Origin of the sequence: Sulfobacillus thermotolerans, assembly GCF_039623705.1 — a bacterium.
GTDB classification, from domain to species: Bacteria; Bacillota; Sulfobacillia; order Sulfobacillales; family Sulfobacillaceae; genus Sulfobacillus; species Sulfobacillus thermotolerans.
Map to the genome: position 1 here is coordinate 1,668,432 of NZ_CP133983.1, position 17,614 is coordinate 1,686,045.

Here is a 17,614-nt window from a genome sequence, read left to right on the forward strand (position 1 = left end):
ATGATAATGGCTCTCATTATCATTTATAATCCTTGTAAAGACGCGCATGCAGGAGGGGTATTGTGAGGAAACCACAGGTGATAGTGGCAGTCGGGGCAGGGATTTTCATAGGGACCTACGACATGGGAGCGCTGTCGGTGGTTCTGCCAGACATCGTCAAACAATGGCACATTGCCACCGCGGCCATCACCATGTTAGGGACCTCAACCTTTATCGGCATGATTATCGGCAGCCTTATCTCGGGACTCCTCGCAGACAAATGGGGGCGGCGCATTATCCTTCTTTTGGACTTTGTAGCGTACGGGATAGCGGCAATGATGAGCGCATTCAGCCCCAACTTTTTATGGTTAGCAGCAATGCGCGTGGTGGTGGGGATAGGGGTCGGAGCGGATTTTGCGGTGGCATTTCCTTACTTGGTGGAATACGCAGGACAGCTGAGGGGGCGTGTCATGGCCTGGGCGATGTGGGCCGCAAACTTTGGCATGCTGGTCGCGTATGGAGTAGGTGCTCTGGCGTTGCGCTATCCAGGCGGGTGGCGTGTCCCGCTTTTTGTCGGTGCGTTGTTGGTTGTTCCTGTGCTATGGGTCAGGCATAAGATTCCCGAATCGGCAGCGTGGAGAGCCCATCATGCCGCCTCCTGGTGGGATATCAAAAACATCGTGCACCATACGCAGTATCGTAAAAGCGTGTTGCTCTCTTCCGTTACGTGGCTCAGCTATCAAGTGAGCGACCAAGGCCTTACGTTATTTCTTCCCTTAATGCTCGTCACAGTTTTTGGCACAACCGCTTCGGGTGCCGCGTGGCACAGCGTCTTGGTCAAGGCTATTACCATTCCCGCCGCGCTTGTGACAGTGGCCTTGATTGATCGCTGGGGACGGCGTCCATTACAAATTTGGGGTTTTTTAGGGCGCGCATTGGGGTTAATAGGGTTAGGAACTTTGCTGATATGTGAGCCTGGACCACTTAGGCAATACCCTTTGTGGCAATACAGCGCATGGCTGCTCTTAGTTATCACCTATGGCTTTGGCGCTTTGGGTCCGGATAAAACGACGGTCATTACCGCACCTAATTGATGCGTATGCGCTACAGGCACTTTCCGTGAGACCCGAGAGACATACCATACCACAGGAACTAGCACGATCAACCATATGACGCCGGAAAGGCTTAAGGGATACGCAATGGGCCAAACCGACTCATATAAGACCCACCAAAATAAGACAATGGCTAAAATCGGGAGGATGATGTGTTGCACAAAATGCGACCGCTTATGCTCCTCACGGAAGAGTTTCATCAACGAGATATTCATTAGCGTGTGGGCTGATACCAACCCAAAGAGGACAGCGGTGGTCATGACGTTAAAAGCCTGAGCAGGTCCTAATAGGGAGCCAATTAAAACGCCAACAATGACCGCTAATCCTGCGAGCACGCTGACACTTCGCGCAGGGGCGCGTCGCCCATTGACCTGGGCAAATCCAGTATTAATGAGTTCGTCGCGGCCAATCGCATAGAGCACGCGTGATGAGCTAGTCAGCAAGGCAATGCTGTCAGCCATGGCGCTGTTTAACGCTAAAATGACTAAAGCCGCTGCACCCACAGGGCCTAAGTAGCGTAAAAATACGGTAACGCCTGGTGCATTAGCCCCCGAGAACGTGCCCATACGAAACATACCCCAGCCGACGGTAAGCGCATACGCTGACAGGGTTAAGGCCGCGCCCGTTAAAGTCAAAGACACTAACGCCGCTTTCCCGATTAAGCGTCCACGTTGCGTTTGTACGCCGCCTTTTGCTTCTTCTCCCAACGAAGCATGACTGCCAATGCCGATGAAACTCGTGATAGCAAAGACCATGCCTAAAGAAACGCCTTTAATGCCCACACGGCCCACTTCGAAGGGTATCAAAGGATGCCCGGGGTGGACTTTTATCATGATGATGATCGAGGCCACAATTAAAAATGAAATCTCAATTAAACTCGTGGTAGCCAGCACTTTAATGCTCGGACGAATTCCCATGACGGATAGTAGCCACGGCACGCCAATAAAGAAAAGCACAGCAAAAATCCAAAATAGCGGAGGTAAGGTCATATGTAGACGCGCGGCTAATCCTGGCAAAAACACACCGCCAATGTATACAGGAATAGCTGCGACGCTGAGAGTTTGGTAAAAAATTACCATAAATCCCGTGATTAGCGATGCCTTTGTCCCAAGGCCTGCCGAGACATAACTGTAATATCCGCCCGCCGACGCGCGATCTTTCGATAAATGGTAAAGCGTATTCACTTCAATAAACATCAAGCCAAAAGCCAACAAATAAGACAACGGCAACGCAACAAGCGCAAACGCGGCGCCCGCTGTCATGAAGGCGACAACATCACAGCTTGGCGCCATTCCCGCTAAACTCTGACTGACAAGGCCCCAAAAACCTACGACATTGGTGTGCAGTCCACTGTCTTCTTGAGCCACGATAAATCCTCCTAACCGAATGCAACAAACTTGCTAATGCTATCTTACAACATATCTTCGCAAGAAACAGAGTTGTCGTCCCATTTAGGCTGTGGTTTTACGGCGCTAGTTATCCATCGTGAGACCAATACCACAGGATGTAGATTTTGAAATAGCTAGGTCGTGCGCGCAGCAAGCGAGTGAAGACGCGTATGGAGCATCAAAGCAGATCGTCTCCTTAGCTTACATGCATTACGCCGCTAGAAGAACGCGAAGTGTCTTGCCTATTAGGTGAACGTTTCTGAAAAGACTGGGCTCAACGGTTAATTGGGGTCAGGCATGAGCGTCTCGCGACCGTGAACGAGACACGGTAACATCCTCAATGCAAATCCAAAAGAACACACTTGACAGATCATATAACGGTTCGTGATTTCGACTGCATAGCACACGACAACGCCAATGGCTATGGCGTCACAGCATGAAAATCCCAATCCACGGGGATCACGTGGCCGTTAGCCGTAACCAAAGCCGGAGATCCGACCAACCGAGTCAAAATGTGCTGATCGGCTGCGGAACGCGGCCACCGCAGGATGAGAGGAATATTACCATTAGGACCAGAAGGACGCGGCGTAAAGTACAAAATATCATCGCTGGGAGAGAAACGAATGGGCGGCCGCCCAGACTGCACCCACAGACGTTGGTCTTCCGGTGATGCATACCGCATAATAAACTGTTCACGGGCCACTAAGGAGGCAAGTGAAACCTTGGAACGCGGTTGCTGATCTGAGTGAGGAACGGGCCATAGCCACCATACCGCGCCGATAACCACAAACGGGACCCACCATAATCGCCGCATGCTATTGGCCCTCCGAAGCAAGAGCGGATGAGGACAATTGGATCGAATTGAGAATATACGAAAGCTCAGATCCATTGGGGCCAACCGTCCATACCGTCACCGCCCCGCTAACCGCGGGGTTGGTGTCCACAAAACCTTGAAAGCCTGAACACGTAAAGGGATACACAGCACCTTCGTTTGCGCTAATGGAGCACCCTGACTGAGGTAAGGCCAAGGCCGGATCAAATGCGTTACCGCCGTTCAGGACATTATGATTAGAGCCATATGCGGAAGAAACCTGCACATTAAGCGAATTAGCCCCGGACGGCGAAGACCAAACGAGCGTCGCGCCGGACCCTCCGCCATCGATCACTCGCGGTGTTGCGTTCCATGAGGAGGGCAACGAGGCCGACCCGAACGCAGTGCCATCCAGCATTAACGGGACATTCACCCACTGGACGCCCGAAGCGGTCACAGACGGCGATGGAGAAGGCACAGACGACGAAACAGAAGGAGCAACTACTCACCGTATCACTGTGTGGTTTGTGGAGCCGAATGTCACGGGATCGGGATGCCGGGGGAGTTGTGCTGGGATTGCTATTTCGAAGCCGTGTTTATCGCTCGCGTATTCGTGGCCGGGATGCAACAAGCCGTGATGCATAAGCCCGTGGATCTCGTGTCAGGGGGGAACCAATATGATCATCACACGACACCGCCGACGCTGGACACCGATCGAGGACCAGCTAGCCGCCGAGTGGTACGAACGCGGCCACACCGCTCACGAAATCGGAAAGAACTTGCGTAGGACCGCGGTCGCGGTTCAGTGCCGCTTAACGCGACTGGGCGTTCGACGGCATCGGGCATGGACCACGAAAGAACTCTTGATTTTGCGTCATTGGACGCCGCACACACTAACAACGGGACAGACCGAGATGTTATTCGGTCGGTCGATCGCAGCGGTTTATGCAAAGCGTCGAGAAGTAACCATTCGAGAGGAGGACGGACAGTGAACCAAGCACGCATAACAGTCAACAACATGTCGATTGAGGGAGAAATTGGGCAACAGGCGACCGTGACAATAGAAATTGTCGACCCCTACTATACGCGGGTAGCCTACCAACAGTTCGTAATACCGTTCAATACACTTGTCCGGTCAGTCATTGACGCAAGTCAGGCCCAGCTAAACAAAGCACTAAACTTGGACGGAGAAGAACGATGAAACAAATGTGGAAGGTGAAAATCGGAGCGCAAGGCTGGCATCTATTGGACGGGTTCAGGATCGATGATACGTGGACCGGGACACTGGTCCGCGCGCACCATGATCCACTTGTCGTTTTTGCGCGGGGAGACGTGGCCGAAGACCTGCTGAGAGGCGTAGGCGACGTGCGTGTCGTCAATGTGCGACTGGTCGAGCACTCCCTGGGTCTGTACGGACTGGAAGTAACACGCGTCGAAAGGGAAAGAGGGTGTGTCCGTGCTCGCGCATATATGAAACACGAACCCACCGAAGGGCGACACGTGCGTCGCACGTGGAACCCCAAAACGAACCAATGGGACTACGAAATATTAGGCGATTCGCAAACCTTCGGACCCGTTAAAGGAATAGCCGCACGCCAACGGGTAGTCACACTGGACGGTGAAATCACGACGCAAAAGTACCGGAACAATGCTCTAGACCGCAAGGACATAGGCCGAACGCATGGCCGTCCCCAGTCCGAGGAACAACGATGGCGCAATGTGATTGTGTCCGAGACCAAAGCCAAGTTCCGCAGATACTGGGCACAGTCGCCGGTAGAATATGCGTGGGAGTGGCTTTTGGTAGGCGTGCTATCGGCGATTGCCGCGCCGGTCGCCGGCTGGGAGAAAGGACGCTACGTGACGCAGACCGAACACGGGACCGCGGACCATTTCGACTTGAATTGCGAACCGTGCCGTCTGCGGTTGAAACCGCCCGAAAAGGAGGCCAAATGACCAAAACCTTAGCCAAATGCCGCGTGTGTGAGTGGAAAGCGCGTGGCGGTTTCGTGGAGGCGTATCTGAAGGGCTGGTCTCATGAAGTGCTCACCGAACTGTTAGACGGGTCTCTTCACTATGTCGAACTCGAAAATGTAGAAAGTGAGGACATGAATGGAGAAGAAAAAAATTGATGCCGCTACGACAGTGATAACCGATGAGCAATTCACTCAGAAACCGTATGTTTCTCATGCCCGTATGCTACTTCTTCGCCCGTGGTGGTTGACCAAAGTAGGGTGGAAGTCCTTTTGGCAAGCTCTGAAGATATCCTATGCGGGAGGAAAAGACGGCAAGTCTAAGGAATCGGTCTTACAGGAAATCCAGTTAAATGCGTATAAAGTGGCTAGGTTAGAAGTCCCCGACCTCACATGGGAAGAGTTTCAAGAAATCGCTAACTGGGCGACAAGAAAAAATAGACGGAAGGAGAAACCGCAGTGCCAAATGTAGCGTGCCCACAATGTGGACGTACTCACTACCAGAAGCCAACCGCCCTGGTCGCGGTGTGCTACGGATGCGGCTACAGATGGACCGCAACCGGCGAAGGCACGCAAGGAAAAAAATACCCGCTAGATAAGTTTCCGGGACGTGCCCAGAACCTAACGCCCGGACGCACACGAAAAAAGGTAGCGGAGAAACCCGAAACAAACGCCGAAACCGCGCCGGAGCACAAAAAAAAGATCTGGGAGTGGGAGTTTTAAGGGGGGAAAAGCATGAGTATCACGCCGTCACCGGCTTATTACACCGCGGCCAAAGCGATTTTGAATGGGCTCAATGCCACGCCCACGGCCACGAACATCAACCTGCTCGTAGCATGGATGGGACTCGAAAATGGATGGAACGCAACCTTTCAATGCCACAACCCGATGAACACGACGTGGAAGATGCCGGGAAGCAAAGCAATCAACAACGTCGGGGTCCAGTGCTATCCGGACTGGGCAACCGGAGCGCAAGCAACCATAAATACGCTGACCCAAACATCCCCAAGCTATGGAACCCTGGTCGCCGCCCTGCGGAACGGCGATGCCGGGCAGTTCTTTTCGCAAGAAGGGCGACAAGAACTCTCAGTGTGGTCGGGCGGTTCGCCGTCCTACGCGTCCACCATAGAGCAGATTTATCACGAACTCGCCCCGGTTCCGGCATCCGAGTTGCAGGCGTCTGCCGCGTCTGGTCTCTCGCTCTCGAACGGCCTCTCAGAACTCGCGAACCTCTTTGACTTGAAAGACTTTGCGCCGGGCAAAATCACCACCACCAAACAGGCCGTGGGCTTAGCTGTCATGGGGGGTATCATCTTAGCACTCTTGTGGGAGGGTGGCGATAACATTGGATTCTGAGATGCCGGTGTTGGAAGTGGAGGCCGGAACGCCCGTGCTGATGGAGGAAACCGAGCCGGTTGCCGCGACGGGAACGGTTCCCAGCGCGGGCGGCTGGACCCCGGAGGTGATGGAGGTTCTTCTGAAAGGGCTGTATGGCATGATGGCCAGCCTCAAAGGTCCCCATTGGGCATGGAACGAGACAGAGGGCGGACCACTGGTGGGACCCACGGCGGACGTGTTCAACATGACGCCGGTGTTGAAAGACGTGGCGCCCCAGCATGTGGCGATTGTGACCGTGGTGCTGGGACATGGCGCTATGATCAGCAAGCGGCTGGCATGGGATAAACAACTTGCGGAAGCGCGGAAAGCCCACATTGAGAAACCGGCCGAGGTTGCAGAGAACAAAAGGGACCCGAAACAGTCCGGAGACTGGATATACGGAGAAAACAAACTAGGGGGATAAAAAAGATGAAAAACAACACGCTCAAGGAAAAATTCGACCGACTGGAAAAAGAACTCGAAGGTGAATCCATGCATCCCATGGTGGATGCCGTCCTCAAAAACGTGGTGATACCGCAGTTAAAAAGCGTGCCGGATGCCGAGGCCCATAAAGTGAAAGCCGTCGTGCGTCGGATTGTGAAAACATTGCAGGACGTGTTTGAAGTATGAGGCCCAAAATTTCACCGTATGAAAAAGTGACAATCATCGGTGAGAACGGGAGCGGGAAAAGTACCTTGGCGCTGGGCTATGTGAAGAACATGCCCAGCGCAATCATTCATGACCCGAAACACGAAGTCCAGCTGCCGAACTTCCACATCACAGAAAATCCGCGGGATTTACTCCGATTCGCCCGCGTAATCTGGCGGTCGCCGGGCGACATGGACCCAGTAGATGCGGGAAACATTCTGGGCGAAGCGTGGGCTTTGTCCGGGGATATGACGAGTTCAGCAGTCAGACGTGGCCGAAATTTACGTGGCTGTTCTATCGTAAGGGCGAAGGCACGGCACAAATATTGAAACTGGGCCGGGCAGAACGTCCAAAACGAAGGAGAGACAGCAGATGAAATTCACGGTAGGCGACATGGTAAAGGTCGGCTTGATTGCGTTCGTATTTATCTGGCTGATGAAGTGGATTTTCAAGATGATCAATATTCCCGGCATTTCGAGCGCGGTGGAGGGGGTCTAACCATGCGGCAAGTCATGCGGCAGGTCCAGTCCTTTTCCTATGCGGAAGGACAGACGAACGTGCTCATTCCACGCACCGGCTATCTTTCACGAATCTGGATCAGGTTTTATGGGACGCTCACGAACTCCGGGACAACCGCCGGGACCCAAGGATGGCGCGCGCCCTGGTCGCTCATTCGGAATGCCCGGTTAAATGTGAATGGGAACCTGTTTCCGCTCTCAGAAGACGGCTATTCGGCAGAACTCATGGGCCGGATTATGCGTCCGGGCTATGCGGATAACAGCCAGATGGGGATGGGAGCGAGGGCACCGCAGGAGCCAACACGGTCGATCGATCATCGAAACCTTATCACCACTAAGCTAAGGGGGGAAGCAGGATGAATCTCGAAGCGCTGTATGGCGCAGAAGCCGCACAAACGTTATCCCTAGCCGGAGGGAAAAACGTCACGCTGGCCAGCCTGCTTTCCCTGCCGCCCGCCGTCTCACCATTGGATAGCGAAAAGAGCGTGAAAAAGGCGGCTCAGGCCAAAAGCACGAATGCCTTTGACAGCCCACTCGTGGGTCTCGTGCTATTGGTCGTCGCCGTCTGGGTGGTGATGAAACTGTGAACTATCTCGGGCAGGTGTTGGCGGTGGTGAAGGCAGACGCGGCAGAATTTTGGACGTTACTAGGCTTGATTGCGCTTGATTTTGTGGTAGGAACGGGGAAAGCGTTGCTGACGAAGCGCTTTTCCAGCGCGGCATTTCGCCGGACCCTCTCGAAGACATTGGATGAAATCGGGTTACCCGTGCTCGTGGCATTGCTCAGCATTGTGGAGCCGTCTTTGCGCGTGGTCGTGCCCATTGCCCTCTGGCTAGGCATCATCACGGAGGCGACGAGCGTACTGGAGCATGTCCGCGGGAAGACGGGGAGCACGACGGAAACACTCGTGGAGCTAATTAAGGACTATCTGCCCACGCTGGCCAATCTGGAACGCGTTCTCCACATCCCGAACGCGTCGACCACACCGACAGACACCACGAGCGACACGAAAGAAGGGGAGACCCATGGATGATCTCATTGTGGTGCTCATTGCGGCGGTCGTTCTCTTTTTTCTCTGGCGCGGACTGTCGTCCTCAGCGAGCACGACCGCGCCCTATACGTCCTCACTTATCACGGATGTAGGGACCGCGCTGAAAAACGTCGAAGGGCAGATCGCGTCACTGGCCGATTCCACGAGCAAGCAAATCGGGAAGCTATCCGTCACCGTCGCCAAAAATGCGGCTCAAGGAGCCTACGACGTGTCGCGGTCTCACAGTACGACGAAAATTAGCGGAAAAGACTTAGCCAATGCCAATGCCAACGACCTGACGGCAGGAATTAAAGGCGGCGTTACCATCCCGACGACGTGGGAAGGCATCCTAGGAGCCGCCGCGGGAAGTGCCCCGGAAGACTTGGCCGGGAGTGCGTTGCAAGGCATTGCGACCGGCACGGAAGCCGTCTTGAAATTGCCGGTGACCCACGATATTGAAGATGCCGGGAAATGGGTGGGCAAAAAAGTTTCAGGACTCGCCAAATGGCTCGGCTTATAGGGAGGGTTTGACGTGGCAAAGAATCAAAACAACCTCATCGGAGGGATTATTCTCATTGCGGCGGCAATCCTTCTGTATGAGCTCTGGAAGAACGGCAGCTTGACCAAGTGGATCGGCGACATTACGGGGACCCCAGCGACAACGAACACCGCCAGCGCCACGAACTACACCGGGACCGCAAACAATGCGCCCGCAACAACCACCGCAACAACCAAAACGAAAACGTATAGTGGCGGCAGTACGTACACCGTGCAAAGCGGGGATACCCTATCCGGGATTGCGGCGGCCACGGGCGTCTCACTAGCCGCACTCGAAGCGGCCAACCCGCAAATTAGCAATCCCAATCTGATTGACGTGGGCCAGCAGATCACCATTCCCAGCGGCCACAGTGTGACCACCAGCGCCCCGAAAACCAGCAATAACGGAGACTACGCGACGAATCCGTCGACGGGACAGTACTACCGGAAAGCCGGGACAAAAAGTAGTAGCAGTAGCGCAAAGTACCGCGTGCAGGAAGGCAATAACCTGTACGATATTGCCCTCAGTCACGGTCTGACCTTGGCGCAAATCGAAAAACTCAACCCACAACTGCGGAATCCGAATCTCATCTATCCCGGGGAGGAGGTGAACGTCTAGTGGGTCCCTTTATTCAGGAATTAGTGCTCAAAGGGCACGCGCGGATTTATGAGACTGATGCGTTTGTGCCTATTTCAAGCAACTATCCGACCGCGAACACGCAGACCGTCGAACTGGAAGCGCCCGCGAACTACGTCTGGATTGTGTATGAAGTGGATATGGAACCTGCGGACGTGAACAACTCGATTCAGATCTACGGTCCCAACATCGGGAGCGGCGTCACATTACGGGCGCAAAATGGACCCATTGCGGGCGCTTTTTTGGCCACGGACACCGCGGCATTTCGGGCGGTGATCAACAACAACACGAGTTCCAGTCTTGCGGTCGCGTTTCGGTATATCGAACTGACGACCGAATGGTATACGTTGCTGGTGAACCCGAACTATCAGGGCGAATCGAAGGCATGGAAAAAGGCGGTCGCGGCGGCAAATTCGTATCCGGCCAATCCGAATGAAGGGGTGACAACCTAATGGCAGGTATCCTTGAACCCGCGATGATGTGGCGCGGGTACAATACCATGGACCCGAACAACTCCTATTTCACGACCACCGCAGGAGAGGCCACCACGCTAACATTTACCGCGCCGGTGAACCGCATAGTGATCTATAACGAAGGGACCGTCCCGATGAACGTCAAATTTGGCGGTCAAGACGCAAGTGCCACCAACTACGATATTGTATTGCCGCCGCATACCGGCATGACAGCCGGATTGAACTTCATGCAGGTCAGTGTGTATAGCGCCGACGCGGTGAATTGTTACATCGGCGGGATTCGCGAAGATAACACGGCCATATAGGAGGAGAGTATGAGCGACATAACGTTGTTCCCAGTTGGGTCCCAAGCGGTGGCATCGCCGCCGAAACAAATTGGGAGTGCGTCGTATACCGACCTCACGGCGTCCTCAACCTATCAACTGGTCATGGTAGGAGTATTAAACAGGTCGGCACGTGCCAGAAGCTTTATTGTGGAAAACTCCACCAATGAGGCTTTTGAGAGCGTGACGTTTATCCCGTTTGACAGCACGTATGACGCTCTCAACAACACAGCAGGCGGCCAAAGTTACGAAGACAGCGGCGGTATAGCGGCCAGCGGCTACGGACAATACACATCGGAGATGACAGACGCCCAGGTATTAGCCGCCCATTTTGATTCGCTAATTGTGGAAGTGGCAATAGGGGCTACTGCGCCCACGTCGGGAGATCTGACGGTGGCAGTCGTGGAATTGTTCTCATAAGGGGGCAACAAAATGGCCGAAACCAGCGCATTTAAGCGGCTAGCTATGAAGATAGCTGCCGAGTACCGGGCGAAGGGCTACAGCGCGAGCGAAGCCCTCAAAATAGGCCGGGAAACCGCGGCCAAAGTCGGAGATCGCAAATACGGCGTCCGCGGCATGGAACGGAAGGCAGAACGCGCCCGCAAGCGGAAAAGGGGAAAAAAGCGATGACAACCATAGGATGGATTCTGATCGCCCTTGTGCTTTTCCTCATTTGGCGAAGCATGGCCGCGAAGGGAGCAACGAATGCCGTCCCAACCTTTCTGTCCAGTGTGAACAGCACGGCCAGCGAAACCAGCACGCCCGATACCACGGGAGCACTGGCGGCCAATAGCACCGTCGCCACGTCCACGCAAACGGGAAGTACGTCCCAACTCACGTCCAAGCCGCAAGACCCATACCAGAAAATCGTCACGTCCAGCCAGTATGCCTATCCCAAAAAAGTTTCAAATGGCGTGGCGACGTATCAGGCCAGCAACGGGGCCACAGTGCGCATAGATACCGTGGCCGCCGATGGAACGCCGGTCACGAAGGTTCCCCAGTTCATGGTCGACCAGTTCGCGGCAATTGATGCACAGGAGAAGAACACAACCGGCAGTTATACCGGGAATGGAACCACGAGCACCACGATGCCGTCCATGGGGAACGGGAGCGATCACTTACTCGAAGAAGTCGAAACCGGTATTCGGAATCAAGCGTCCAGCATTCCGTCAAATTACACCGCGTAGTAAAGATAGCGCCGGTTAGCCCGTTGCCTTGAAAGTTCCATTCATCGGCAGCAGGATGACTGGTCACCGCCGTGCCGGTCGGAAGAGATAGGGATGGGTCAAATGGGTCGCTTTGGAGGGTCGCATTATGATTCGCGCCATACGGTTCGAAGTAGCGAAACGTAAAGGCATCAGATCCGGAACTCCAAAAATAGCCCACGCTACCGTCTGGGCTGGTGGAGACATTGGGTGTCGGATTCCATGAAGCAGGCAGAGAAACAGTACCAAATGTGCCCATATCGACGGTCTCCATCGGCGTGGAGGCAGACACCGAGGACGCTACAGGAACGGCACTAGAAGGCGAAGAACCCGACGAAACCGAAGAAGTTCCAGAGGCGCTAGGCGATGGAGACGGCGACGCCGAAGACGGACTGGAAGACGACGGAAAGGATGGCAACGACGGCATGGAAGAGGACGGACGCCGAGCCGGAGTAGGACGGGAATAAGCCGACGACACTGGTCGGGATGCCGGACGTAAACTCGATAGCGTCCACGCGCCGACGACAATGACACCCACGCCGCCAAGAATCAGCCCCACTGTGCGGGTCATACAATCAACCTCCTAACAAATTTCAAAATTATGGTACACAGTCCGAAGATCGAAGGCAAATAACTAAAAGGAATATTAAGCATTCTAAACGGTTATGAATGGAATGCCGTCCAATATTCGCCATGGTTCGGAGAAAAACTGTATAATATTAGGCAAGGGCTGTGTCCGATAAGAGATATTATGTTAACTAGTTACAATAGAAGCTGTTGATGTCCGCCGAAATCACATTTCTACAGGACGCTTTCCGGGTTGAGGCATGTCCCTTATTCTCCATAAAATAGCAAATTCCTGCCGTCCAGCAAAAGTACGGAAGAGCCATTTTCTATTTGGCCATATACACCCGCTGCGGACGCGGCGGAATATAGCCGGCCTTCAACGCGCCAATCCGGAGCAACCCGGCAATTCTCCGCGAGTCCTGCACGTCGGTCTTCCGCCCGGGCATGCCCTCAATGTGCTGGGGATTGACGACCATCACGGCCTCAAAGGGATACGCCTCCAACAAGTTGAGCACGGGCTTCTCCTTGGATGCCCCGAAGTCGGGGAATAGGCGTCTCCTTTAGAAGATCTTACCAAAAAGACGGTTTTTGTTGATCCGGCAACGTTTTGTCGACGCGATTGACCTCGTTAATTTGTGCCTTTTGGGACAGCCCCGGCTCAGTTCCGATGCCGTGGAATGTGGCGTGGCACTCATGCAACACGCGATAGAACAGGCTCCTTCCCTAACCTTCCCTAAAAAGCAAACAGGTGACACCGCACGTACTCAGGCATACGGCCGCAATGACGCTCCTCAAGGCTGCCGTAGCGTCAAAATGAATAGAGCTCCCGGACGAAGAAGGTGCCGCAAAGCATTAAATCCAGAAATAATATCGGTGACGTCCATATGCTCGACCGCTGAAATACAATATGCAGCATCTAAGGGCTCACAGATCCAACGTGCAAGGTCAGCAAAGTTGGCCACTATAAGGGGATAATTGTAGGTTGAGTACTAAGCAACGGGACTATACGTTCATCCAGGTCTACTGCATAAACCTTTGTACTTTTTGTTCCCAGAAAATACACGGATGGAATGTACCCACCCCAATTTCCGATACCGTTAAATTCGGCTTTATAAACTCCGCTGCGGGACAGAAGTGAAAAGTCTATCATCTTTTCTGATATAACGACTATCTAGCAACAATCCCTTAGCTTCGGCGGTAGAATTACCATCGGAGCCAATATCGATAATCATGGACGCCCCCCTTCACAAAACTCCTGCGTGACGAGCCGTTTAACGGTTCTTGAAGGCCAACTTCGATTCCACAAGGCTCGGCTGTCAAACGCACCTGACCCGCAACGTCCTGGACGCCGCGCCGAAGGCGGTGCAGAGCGAACTCCATAGACGTCTCCGTACGCTCTTCGAAGCCCCCGACCGGGCCACCGTCGACACCTTGGGGACCAAACTCCTCCAGGACTTTGCCGAGCGCGCGCCCCGCGCGGTGGCGATTGGGGAGGACGGACTCGAGGAGGCGCTGGCGGTCTTGCAACTCCCCGAGGCGCTGCGCCAGCGGTTACGCACCACGAATGGCGTCGAGCGGCTCAACGCCGAGATCCGGCGCCGCGAACGGGTGATTCGGATTTTTCCACACCGGGAGTCGGCGATCCGCCTCTTAGGCGCGCTGTTGCTCGAGCAGCATGAAGCATGGACCACGGGCCCGCGGTACCTGAACCTCGAACCGTATTGGCACGCAAACCAGTCGCAAGCGGCGGCAGAGGTGCCACCCGCGGGAGATACGTCCGTCGCATAACGACTCCCAAACCAAGGGAACGTTTTTACACACAAATTAGGACTTGACCGATATTTCCCCGTCTACACCTTAATAACTCTACTAGTCACACGTTGTAACAGAACTTTTGTTGCTACTTAGGATAATAAACGCAGCCTTTACCTACGACGCTAATTCTTTCTCCAAGGCTTGAAAAAAACTAAATGGAGGCTATCGTCCGCGGATGATAGATACCGCAGACCTATAAGATGCGTATTATAGTGTTGTAAGACTTATAGATTTAGGAGCCCAAGCCCGAAACACTAGAGGGTTGCTGTTATTTCTTCGCACGCACCAGAACCGCCATGAAGGTATGCAGCTTTGGATGTCGGTAGGCCCAGTGATTGGTGGTCAAATAATACGGCCTATGGCGTTGAAACGCAGTTGAGTTTGTCGCATAACACCAAAGGAGCACGATAACCGTGACAAACTTTATACGCTTTTCACTACTTGGGCTTGGTTCGGTGGACTAGTAGCAGCATGCGTGCCTGGATCCTCGTCAAGTGTTATTGCGACACGGGTGAACCAGCAAGACATGGATGGTGAAAATCATTAAAACGGCACTACAGTCGGCTTTTAGTGCCTCGTGATGCCTGCTCAAGCACCAACCCGGGATTATCGTTCTCCGACATAACGAGAGCCATTTGATTTTTACCTATGACCAGATCATCATACGCTGCTTGGAATTATGGGGCTTCGGATCACAAAGGAGGTCGCCCACGAAGCATTCGAGCTTTAGGCGTAGCATGTGAGCGATAGGTAGTTTTATGTCAATCCAAATACCAATCGACCATCATATTGGCCTCTTAGAAAAGAGTATCTCAATTCGCTGGGATCTTAATTGAGATTAACATTCTTTTCTTCATCAGTCGACCCTCGATCTATCTCCCATGGTTTGAAGGAAGTCACGGAGAATGGGTGCCTGACTGTGGTCCACATCGCGGCTCGCCGTGACAAGGACAATGGGGTTCGTCTGCCACAGCGTCAGTAATGTCTCCCAGCCGGGAGATCCTATGAGTTCTGTCAGTTCTTTCCAATACTGTTCCCGAAAAGCCGCATAGCGCGCAGGATTGTGCCCGTACCCTTGTCGCAGGCGAGTACTCGGCGCAAGATCCTTGAGCCAGGTTTCCCAAAGGACATCGGTTTTGCGGATCCCCCGCGGCCACAACCGGTCTACTAAGATGCGGTGACCCTTACCGGCCTCGACTGTTCCAATCCTTGCCACACCTATCGAATTCACACACGCCCCTCCCTTATCCTCGTACCAGAAAGTTTACTAGCGTCGGGCCTCCTGAGCGAGAAAGACCTCCAAACCACAGCGTCCGACGGATGCGAATAACTGCCACGACCGGGACCAGGGAATCCGACTGAGACTGCTTCCCCTTCCTTTTCCCCTTATTGCGGACGTCGATGAGGGCCTGCTACCGCAAGGACACCAGCAACGATCCACCCGATCCAAGCCAGTGCCTCGGCCCATGAGCCCCAGTTAATCACGCGGCTTACTCCGAGCAAAGCGCCCAACACCACTCCGCCTACACCCAATGTCGCCATAATCCCCAGCGGATAAGCCCACCACGGTCGCCAAATATCATCGAGTCGAGGCATTTTGCCGCGATTGTGAACATGGGCGTAGCGATGGAGCCAGACGAGAAACGGGATGAGTTTCTGACTAAACATGATAAAGTTCAGGCCCACCCAGCCTAGACTGTATGCTAGTAATGCCCCAATCCACCAAAAGTTGTTGCCCGTTATCACCGCCACTGTTCCCATACCTTCAAAAATCACGAGAAAGGCCATAGCCGGAACTGCCGTGAATAGGACGGGTTGCTTCACCAGTTTCCGATCAAAAAGCCCAGCACGCACGACATCAGCAATGTATCCGCCGACCGCACCGATCTGCACCACCCATCCGATTCCCACCAGAACACGGTTGTTCACGAGATGCCCAAGAATCAAGCCAAAGATGGCAATATTACCACTAAGCCATGTTACCAGCCAATAGCGTGGTTCGCGATGTCTTGGGCCAAACATCGCCCACAACCGAAGACTCGCCCCGGCAACAATAAAACCAAACCATCCCCCCAAGGCCAAGGTCAGGTGCACAGGGATCTGGGCATCCATATCCGGTCCCCCCACATACCCCCACACCAAAAGCGCCCCCCAAATAACCACCAGAGCTAAATAGACCTCTCCACTCGTCACATAGAGGGTGGTAATGTTCCATGTCGTCCGCCGGCGAAATCGTCCCGCCATGTTCGCCAGAAAAGCTCCAATACCGACGACCAATCCGACACCGCCTGCAACAATCCAGATAAAGTGATTACCGGCCATGCCCGTCACAAAACACGCAACCCCGGCCACATAGAAAGCCCATTGGACCCAAGCGCGCCAAGCGGGTACCGGGTCACAGTTCAACAACACCGACGTCAATTGGTACAGCGCCCCCATCATTACCATCGTAAAGCCAGCAAGCGTAAAGAGATGTACGACGGCAATAACCGAACCAGTCCCTACCTGACCGTGAACAAGACGTCTGCTCTCTCGAGCCAAACGCCACAGGCCTACGAGAATTCCCAAGACTCCGGTTCCCCAGAACAGTAAAGGAACCCCTAAGGCGGTTGTCCTATCGGTATAGACACGGCCCACTGTCAGTCGTGCATGGTGAGTAAACATCATCGAGCCCGCCTTTAGTGGGTCTTTAAAATACGCACAATGGCCGAGCCATCGTCTAGAGCCTGGGTTTCATATGGGTACCCTTGATCATCCAGCTCCGACAGCAAAAACACAGGAACACGATCGTTGTGGATCACCAGCACCGATCCGTCGGGCAACTCTTCTAGTTTTGCCAGTGTCCGCTGCATTGGCTCGGGCGGCACCAACTCCCGGTTATCAAGAAATGTCTCAGCACCTTGAATAACCACAGGCTCGGATGAGGACCGACCTTCTTGGGATGGGTTCTGACCAACGTCTTGCCCGGCCGTAAATGTGGTCACTAGCATCCTTCCGATCTTCTCCTGAGTGACTGTATAGCCTCGTCGCCGCATCTGTGAAATAAGAGGACGGGGCTGAAAAGTTGATTTGACAATGAGCGTCTGTCCTGGTTTGAGTGCATTCACCGTCTGCATCATATGACTAAACAAGGATAAACCCTGTTTGAGGATGCTTTTCACTTCCACCACCACAGGTTCCATCATGGACCTCCTTGCTTATTATGACTTTCGCACTGCCATTAA

27 protein-coding genes and 2 pseudogenes are annotated in these 17,614 nt (G+C 53.8%); 22 read left to right on the top strand and 7 right to left on the bottom strand.

Annotated elements, in window-relative coordinates; translation table 11 throughout:
* Nucleotides 1-62 precede the first annotated feature (62 nt).
* Entirely contained in the window at nt 63-1,073 is a 1,011-nt protein-coding gene (locus ORD20_RS08445; RefSeq protein ID WP_430626092.1) for an MFS transporter, read from the top strand.
* Here the strand turns inward: ORD20_RS08445 and ORD20_RS08450 are convergent.
* From ORD20_RS08450 to ORD20_RS08460, 3 genes are all read right to left on the bottom strand, one after another.
* Nucleotides 1,016-2,458: an APC family permease gene (locus ORD20_RS08450; RefSeq protein WP_430626093.1), complete on the bottom strand. Its 1,443-nt coding sequence runs from the start codon at nt 2,456-2,458 to the stop codon at nt 1,016-1,018. The genes ORD20_RS08445 and ORD20_RS08450 overlap by 58 nt on opposite strands.
* Nucleotides 2,459-2,900: 442 nt before the next feature.
* On the bottom strand, nt 2,901-3,293 hold the full coding sequence (locus ORD20_RS08455) for a hypothetical protein (protein ID WP_103374650.1): 393 nt from the start codon (nt 3,291-3,293) through the stop codon (nt 2,901-2,903).
* A 1-nt stretch (nt 3,294) separates the two neighbouring features.
* Nucleotides 3,295-3,723 carry a hypothetical protein gene (locus ORD20_RS08460; RefSeq protein WP_430626094.1) on the bottom strand — a complete coding sequence of 143 codons (429 nt, stop codon included), beginning with the start codon at nt 3,721-3,723 and terminating at the stop codon, nt 3,295-3,297.
* 244 nt (nt 3,724-3,967) lie between these two features.
* On the opposite strand from ORD20_RS08460, the gene ORD20_RS08465 reads away from it, so the two are divergent.
* The 20 genes from ORD20_RS08465 (at nt 3,968) to ORD20_RS08560 (ending at nt 12,475) form a co-directional block, all read left to right on the top strand.
* A complete protein-coding gene (locus ORD20_RS08465; protein ID WP_103374647.1) occupies nt 3,968-4,282 on the top strand; it encodes a hypothetical protein in 315 nt (104 codons plus the stop codon).
* On the top strand, nt 4,279-4,491 hold the full coding sequence (locus ORD20_RS08470) for a hypothetical protein (RefSeq protein ID WP_103374646.1): 213 nt from the start codon (nt 4,279-4,281) through the stop codon (nt 4,489-4,491). Before ORD20_RS08465 ends, ORD20_RS08470 begins: the two co-directional genes overlap by 4 nt.
* A complete protein-coding gene (locus ORD20_RS08475; protein ID WP_430626095.1) occupies nt 4,488-5,243 on the top strand; it encodes a hypothetical protein in 756 nt (251 codons plus the stop codon). Before ORD20_RS08470 ends, ORD20_RS08475 begins: the two co-directional genes overlap by 4 nt.
* Nucleotides 5,240-5,419: a hypothetical protein gene (locus ORD20_RS08480; RefSeq protein ID WP_103374643.1), complete on the top strand. Its 180-nt coding sequence runs from the start codon at nt 5,240-5,242 to the stop codon at nt 5,417-5,419. Before ORD20_RS08475 ends, ORD20_RS08480 begins: the two co-directional genes overlap by 4 nt.
* Nucleotides 5,400-5,732, top strand: a complete 333-nt coding sequence (locus tag ORD20_RS08485; RefSeq protein WP_103374642.1) for a hypothetical protein — start codon at nt 5,400-5,402, stop codon at nt 5,730-5,732. Before ORD20_RS08480 ends, ORD20_RS08485 begins: the two co-directional genes overlap by 20 nt.
* Before the next feature lie 263 nt (nt 5,733-5,995).
* On the top strand, nt 5,996-6,616 hold the full coding sequence (locus tag ORD20_RS08490) for a hypothetical protein (protein ID WP_103374640.1): 621 nt from the start codon (nt 5,996-5,998) through the stop codon (nt 6,614-6,616).
* Entirely contained in the window at nt 6,606-7,061 is a 456-nt protein-coding gene (locus ORD20_RS08495; RefSeq protein ID WP_103374639.1) for a hypothetical protein, read from the top strand. The genes ORD20_RS08490 and ORD20_RS08495 overlap by 11 nt, the downstream gene beginning before the upstream one ends.
* 5 nt (nt 7,062-7,066) lie before the next feature.
* Nucleotides 7,067-7,267 carry a hypothetical protein gene (locus tag ORD20_RS08500; RefSeq protein WP_103374638.1) on the top strand — a complete coding sequence of 67 codons (201 nt, stop codon included), beginning with the start codon at nt 7,067-7,069 and terminating at the stop codon, nt 7,265-7,267.
* A gap of 390 nt (nt 7,268-7,657) precedes the next feature.
* Nucleotides 7,658-7,783: a hypothetical protein gene (locus ORD20_RS08505; RefSeq protein WP_255398093.1), complete on the top strand. Its 126-nt coding sequence runs from the start codon at nt 7,658-7,660 to the stop codon at nt 7,781-7,783.
* Nucleotides 7,784-7,785: 2 nt separating this feature from the next.
* Nucleotides 7,786-8,163 carry a hypothetical protein gene (locus tag ORD20_RS08510; RefSeq protein ID WP_430626096.1) on the top strand — a complete coding sequence of 126 codons (378 nt, stop codon included), beginning with the start codon at nt 7,786-7,788 and terminating at the stop codon, nt 8,161-8,163.
* Complete coding sequence (locus ORD20_RS08515; RefSeq protein ID WP_103374635.1) at nt 8,160-8,390, top strand: hypothetical protein; 231 nt, start codon at nt 8,160-8,162, stop codon at nt 8,388-8,390. Before ORD20_RS08510 ends, ORD20_RS08515 begins: the two co-directional genes overlap by 4 nt.
* Nucleotides 8,387-8,836 (top strand): phage holin family protein, encoded by a 450-nt coding sequence (locus tag ORD20_RS08520; RefSeq protein ID WP_158246180.1) that lies wholly within the window; start codon nt 8,387-8,389, stop codon nt 8,834-8,836. The genes ORD20_RS08515 and ORD20_RS08520 overlap by 4 nt, the downstream gene beginning before the upstream one ends.
* Entirely contained in the window at nt 8,829-9,353 is a 525-nt protein-coding gene (locus ORD20_RS08525) for a hypothetical protein (RefSeq protein WP_103374633.1), read from the top strand. The genes ORD20_RS08520 and ORD20_RS08525 overlap by 8 nt, the downstream gene beginning before the upstream one ends.
* A 12-nt stretch (nt 9,354-9,365) precedes the next feature.
* Nucleotides 9,366-9,989 carry a lytic transglycosylase gene (locus ORD20_RS08530; RefSeq protein WP_103374632.1) on the top strand — a complete coding sequence of 208 codons (624 nt, stop codon included), beginning with the start codon at nt 9,366-9,368 and terminating at the stop codon, nt 9,987-9,989.
* Complete coding sequence (locus ORD20_RS08535; RefSeq protein ID WP_103374631.1) at nt 9,989-10,459, top strand: hypothetical protein; 471 nt, start codon at nt 9,989-9,991, stop codon at nt 10,457-10,459. Before ORD20_RS08530 ends, ORD20_RS08535 begins: the two co-directional genes overlap by 1 nt.
* Nucleotides 10,459-10,785: a hypothetical protein gene (locus tag ORD20_RS08540; protein ID WP_103374630.1), complete on the top strand. Its 327-nt coding sequence runs from the start codon at nt 10,459-10,461 to the stop codon at nt 10,783-10,785. Before ORD20_RS08535 ends, ORD20_RS08540 begins: the two co-directional genes overlap by 1 nt.
* A gap of 9 nt (nt 10,786-10,794) precedes the next feature.
* Complete coding sequence (locus ORD20_RS08545) at nt 10,795-11,223, top strand: hypothetical protein (RefSeq protein ID WP_103374629.1); 429 nt, start codon at nt 10,795-10,797, stop codon at nt 11,221-11,223.
* Nucleotides 11,224-11,235: 12 nt separating this feature from the next.
* Nucleotides 11,236-11,433 carry a hypothetical protein gene (locus tag ORD20_RS08550; RefSeq protein ID WP_103374628.1) on the top strand — a complete coding sequence of 66 codons (198 nt, stop codon included), beginning with the start codon at nt 11,236-11,238 and terminating at the stop codon, nt 11,431-11,433.
* Nucleotides 11,430-11,990, top strand: coding sequence for a hypothetical protein (locus tag ORD20_RS08555; protein ID WP_430626097.1), 561 nt, complete (start codon nt 11,430-11,432; stop codon nt 11,988-11,990). The genes ORD20_RS08550 and ORD20_RS08555 overlap by 4 nt, the downstream gene beginning before the upstream one ends.
* A gap of 269 nt (nt 11,991-12,259) precedes the next feature.
* Entirely contained in the window at nt 12,260-12,475 is a 216-nt protein-coding gene (locus tag ORD20_RS08560; RefSeq protein ID WP_103374623.1) for a hypothetical protein, read from the top strand.
* A 444-nt stretch (nt 12,476-12,919) separates the two neighbouring features.
* Here the strand turns inward: ORD20_RS08560 and ORD20_RS08565 are convergent.
* Nucleotides 12,920-13,096: pseudogene (locus ORD20_RS08565) on the bottom strand (IS110 family transposase); the annotation flags it as partial.
* A gap of 793 nt (nt 13,097-13,889) precedes the next feature.
* Between ORD20_RS08565 and ORD20_RS08570 the strand changes: the two are divergent.
* Nucleotides 13,890-14,363, top strand: a pseudogene (locus ORD20_RS08570) (transposase); the annotation flags it as partial.
* A gap of 883 nt (nt 14,364-15,246) precedes the next feature.
* Here ORD20_RS08570 and ORD20_RS08575 read toward each other — a convergent pair.
* The 3 genes from ORD20_RS08575 to ORD20_RS08585 all read right to left on the bottom strand — a co-directional run bounded on the left by ORD20_RS08575 (nt 15,247) and on the right by ORD20_RS08585 (nt 17,575).
* Complete coding sequence (locus tag ORD20_RS08575) at nt 15,247-15,621, bottom strand: DUF488 domain-containing protein (RefSeq protein ID WP_103374622.1); 375 nt, start codon at nt 15,619-15,621, stop codon at nt 15,247-15,249.
* 155 nt (nt 15,622-15,776) lie between these two features.
* Nucleotides 15,777-17,057, bottom strand: a complete 1,281-nt coding sequence (locus ORD20_RS08580; RefSeq protein ID WP_146038985.1) for a hypothetical protein — start codon at nt 17,055-17,057, stop codon at nt 15,777-15,779.
* Between the two features lie 11 nt (nt 17,058-17,068).
* Nucleotides 17,069-17,575, bottom strand: coding sequence for a DUF2249 domain-containing protein (locus ORD20_RS08585; protein WP_242968313.1), 507 nt, complete (start codon nt 17,573-17,575; stop codon nt 17,069-17,071).
* Nucleotides 17,576-17,614: the final 39 nt, after the last annotated feature.

Bases quoted from the DNA above. Each gene is read 5' to 3' on its own strand.
- ORD20_RS08475 (WP_430626095.1), top strand. From the start codon at position 4,488: ATGAAACAAATGTGGAAGGTGAAAATCGGAGCGCAAGGCTGGCATCTA.
- ORD20_RS08555 (WP_430626097.1), top strand. From the start codon at position 11,430: ATGACAACCATAGGATGGATTCTGATCGCCCTTGTGCTTTTCCTCATT.
- ORD20_RS08465 (WP_103374647.1), top strand. From the start codon at position 3,968: ATGATCATCACACGACACCGCCGACGCTGGACACCGATCGAGGACCAG.
- ORD20_RS08540 (WP_103374630.1), top strand. From the start codon at position 10,459: ATGGCAGGTATCCTTGAACCCGCGATGATGTGGCGCGGGTACAATACC.
- ORD20_RS08525 (WP_103374633.1), top strand. From the start codon at position 8,829: ATGGATGATCTCATTGTGGTGCTCATTGCGGCGGTCGTTCTCTTTTTT.
- ORD20_RS08455 (WP_103374650.1), bottom strand. From the start codon at position 3,293: ATGCGGCGATTATGGTGGGTCCCGTTTGTGGTTATCGGCGCGGTATGG.
- ORD20_RS08480 (WP_103374643.1), top strand. From the start codon at position 5,240: ATGACCAAAACCTTAGCCAAATGCCGCGTGTGTGAGTGGAAAGCGCGT.
- ORD20_RS08510 (WP_430626096.1), top strand. From the start codon at position 7,786: ATGCGGCAAGTCATGCGGCAGGTCCAGTCCTTTTCCTATGCGGAAGGA.
- ORD20_RS08585 (WP_242968313.1), bottom strand. From the start codon at position 17,575: ATGATGGAACCTGTGGTGGTGGAAGTGAAAAGCATCCTCAAACAGGGT.
- ORD20_RS08490 (WP_103374640.1), top strand. From the start codon at position 5,996: ATGAGTATCACGCCGTCACCGGCTTATTACACCGCGGCCAAAGCGATT.
- ORD20_RS08485 (WP_103374642.1), top strand. From the start codon at position 5,400: ATGGAGAAGAAAAAAATTGATGCCGCTACGACAGTGATAACCGATGAG.
- ORD20_RS08550 (WP_103374628.1), top strand. From the start codon at position 11,236: ATGGCCGAAACCAGCGCATTTAAGCGGCTAGCTATGAAGATAGCTGCC.
- ORD20_RS08545 (WP_103374629.1), top strand. From the start codon at position 10,795: ATGAGCGACATAACGTTGTTCCCAGTTGGGTCCCAAGCGGTGGCATCG.
- ORD20_RS08505 (WP_255398093.1), top strand. From the start codon at position 7,658: ATGAAATTCACGGTAGGCGACATGGTAAAGGTCGGCTTGATTGCGTTC.
- ORD20_RS08500 (WP_103374638.1), top strand. From the start codon at position 7,067: ATGAAAAACAACACGCTCAAGGAAAAATTCGACCGACTGGAAAAAGAA.
- ORD20_RS08580 (WP_146038985.1), bottom strand. From the start codon at position 17,057: ATGATGTTTACTCACCATGCACGACTGACAGTGGGCCGTGTCTATACC.
- ORD20_RS08515 (WP_103374635.1), top strand. From the start codon at position 8,160: ATGAATCTCGAAGCGCTGTATGGCGCAGAAGCCGCACAAACGTTATCC.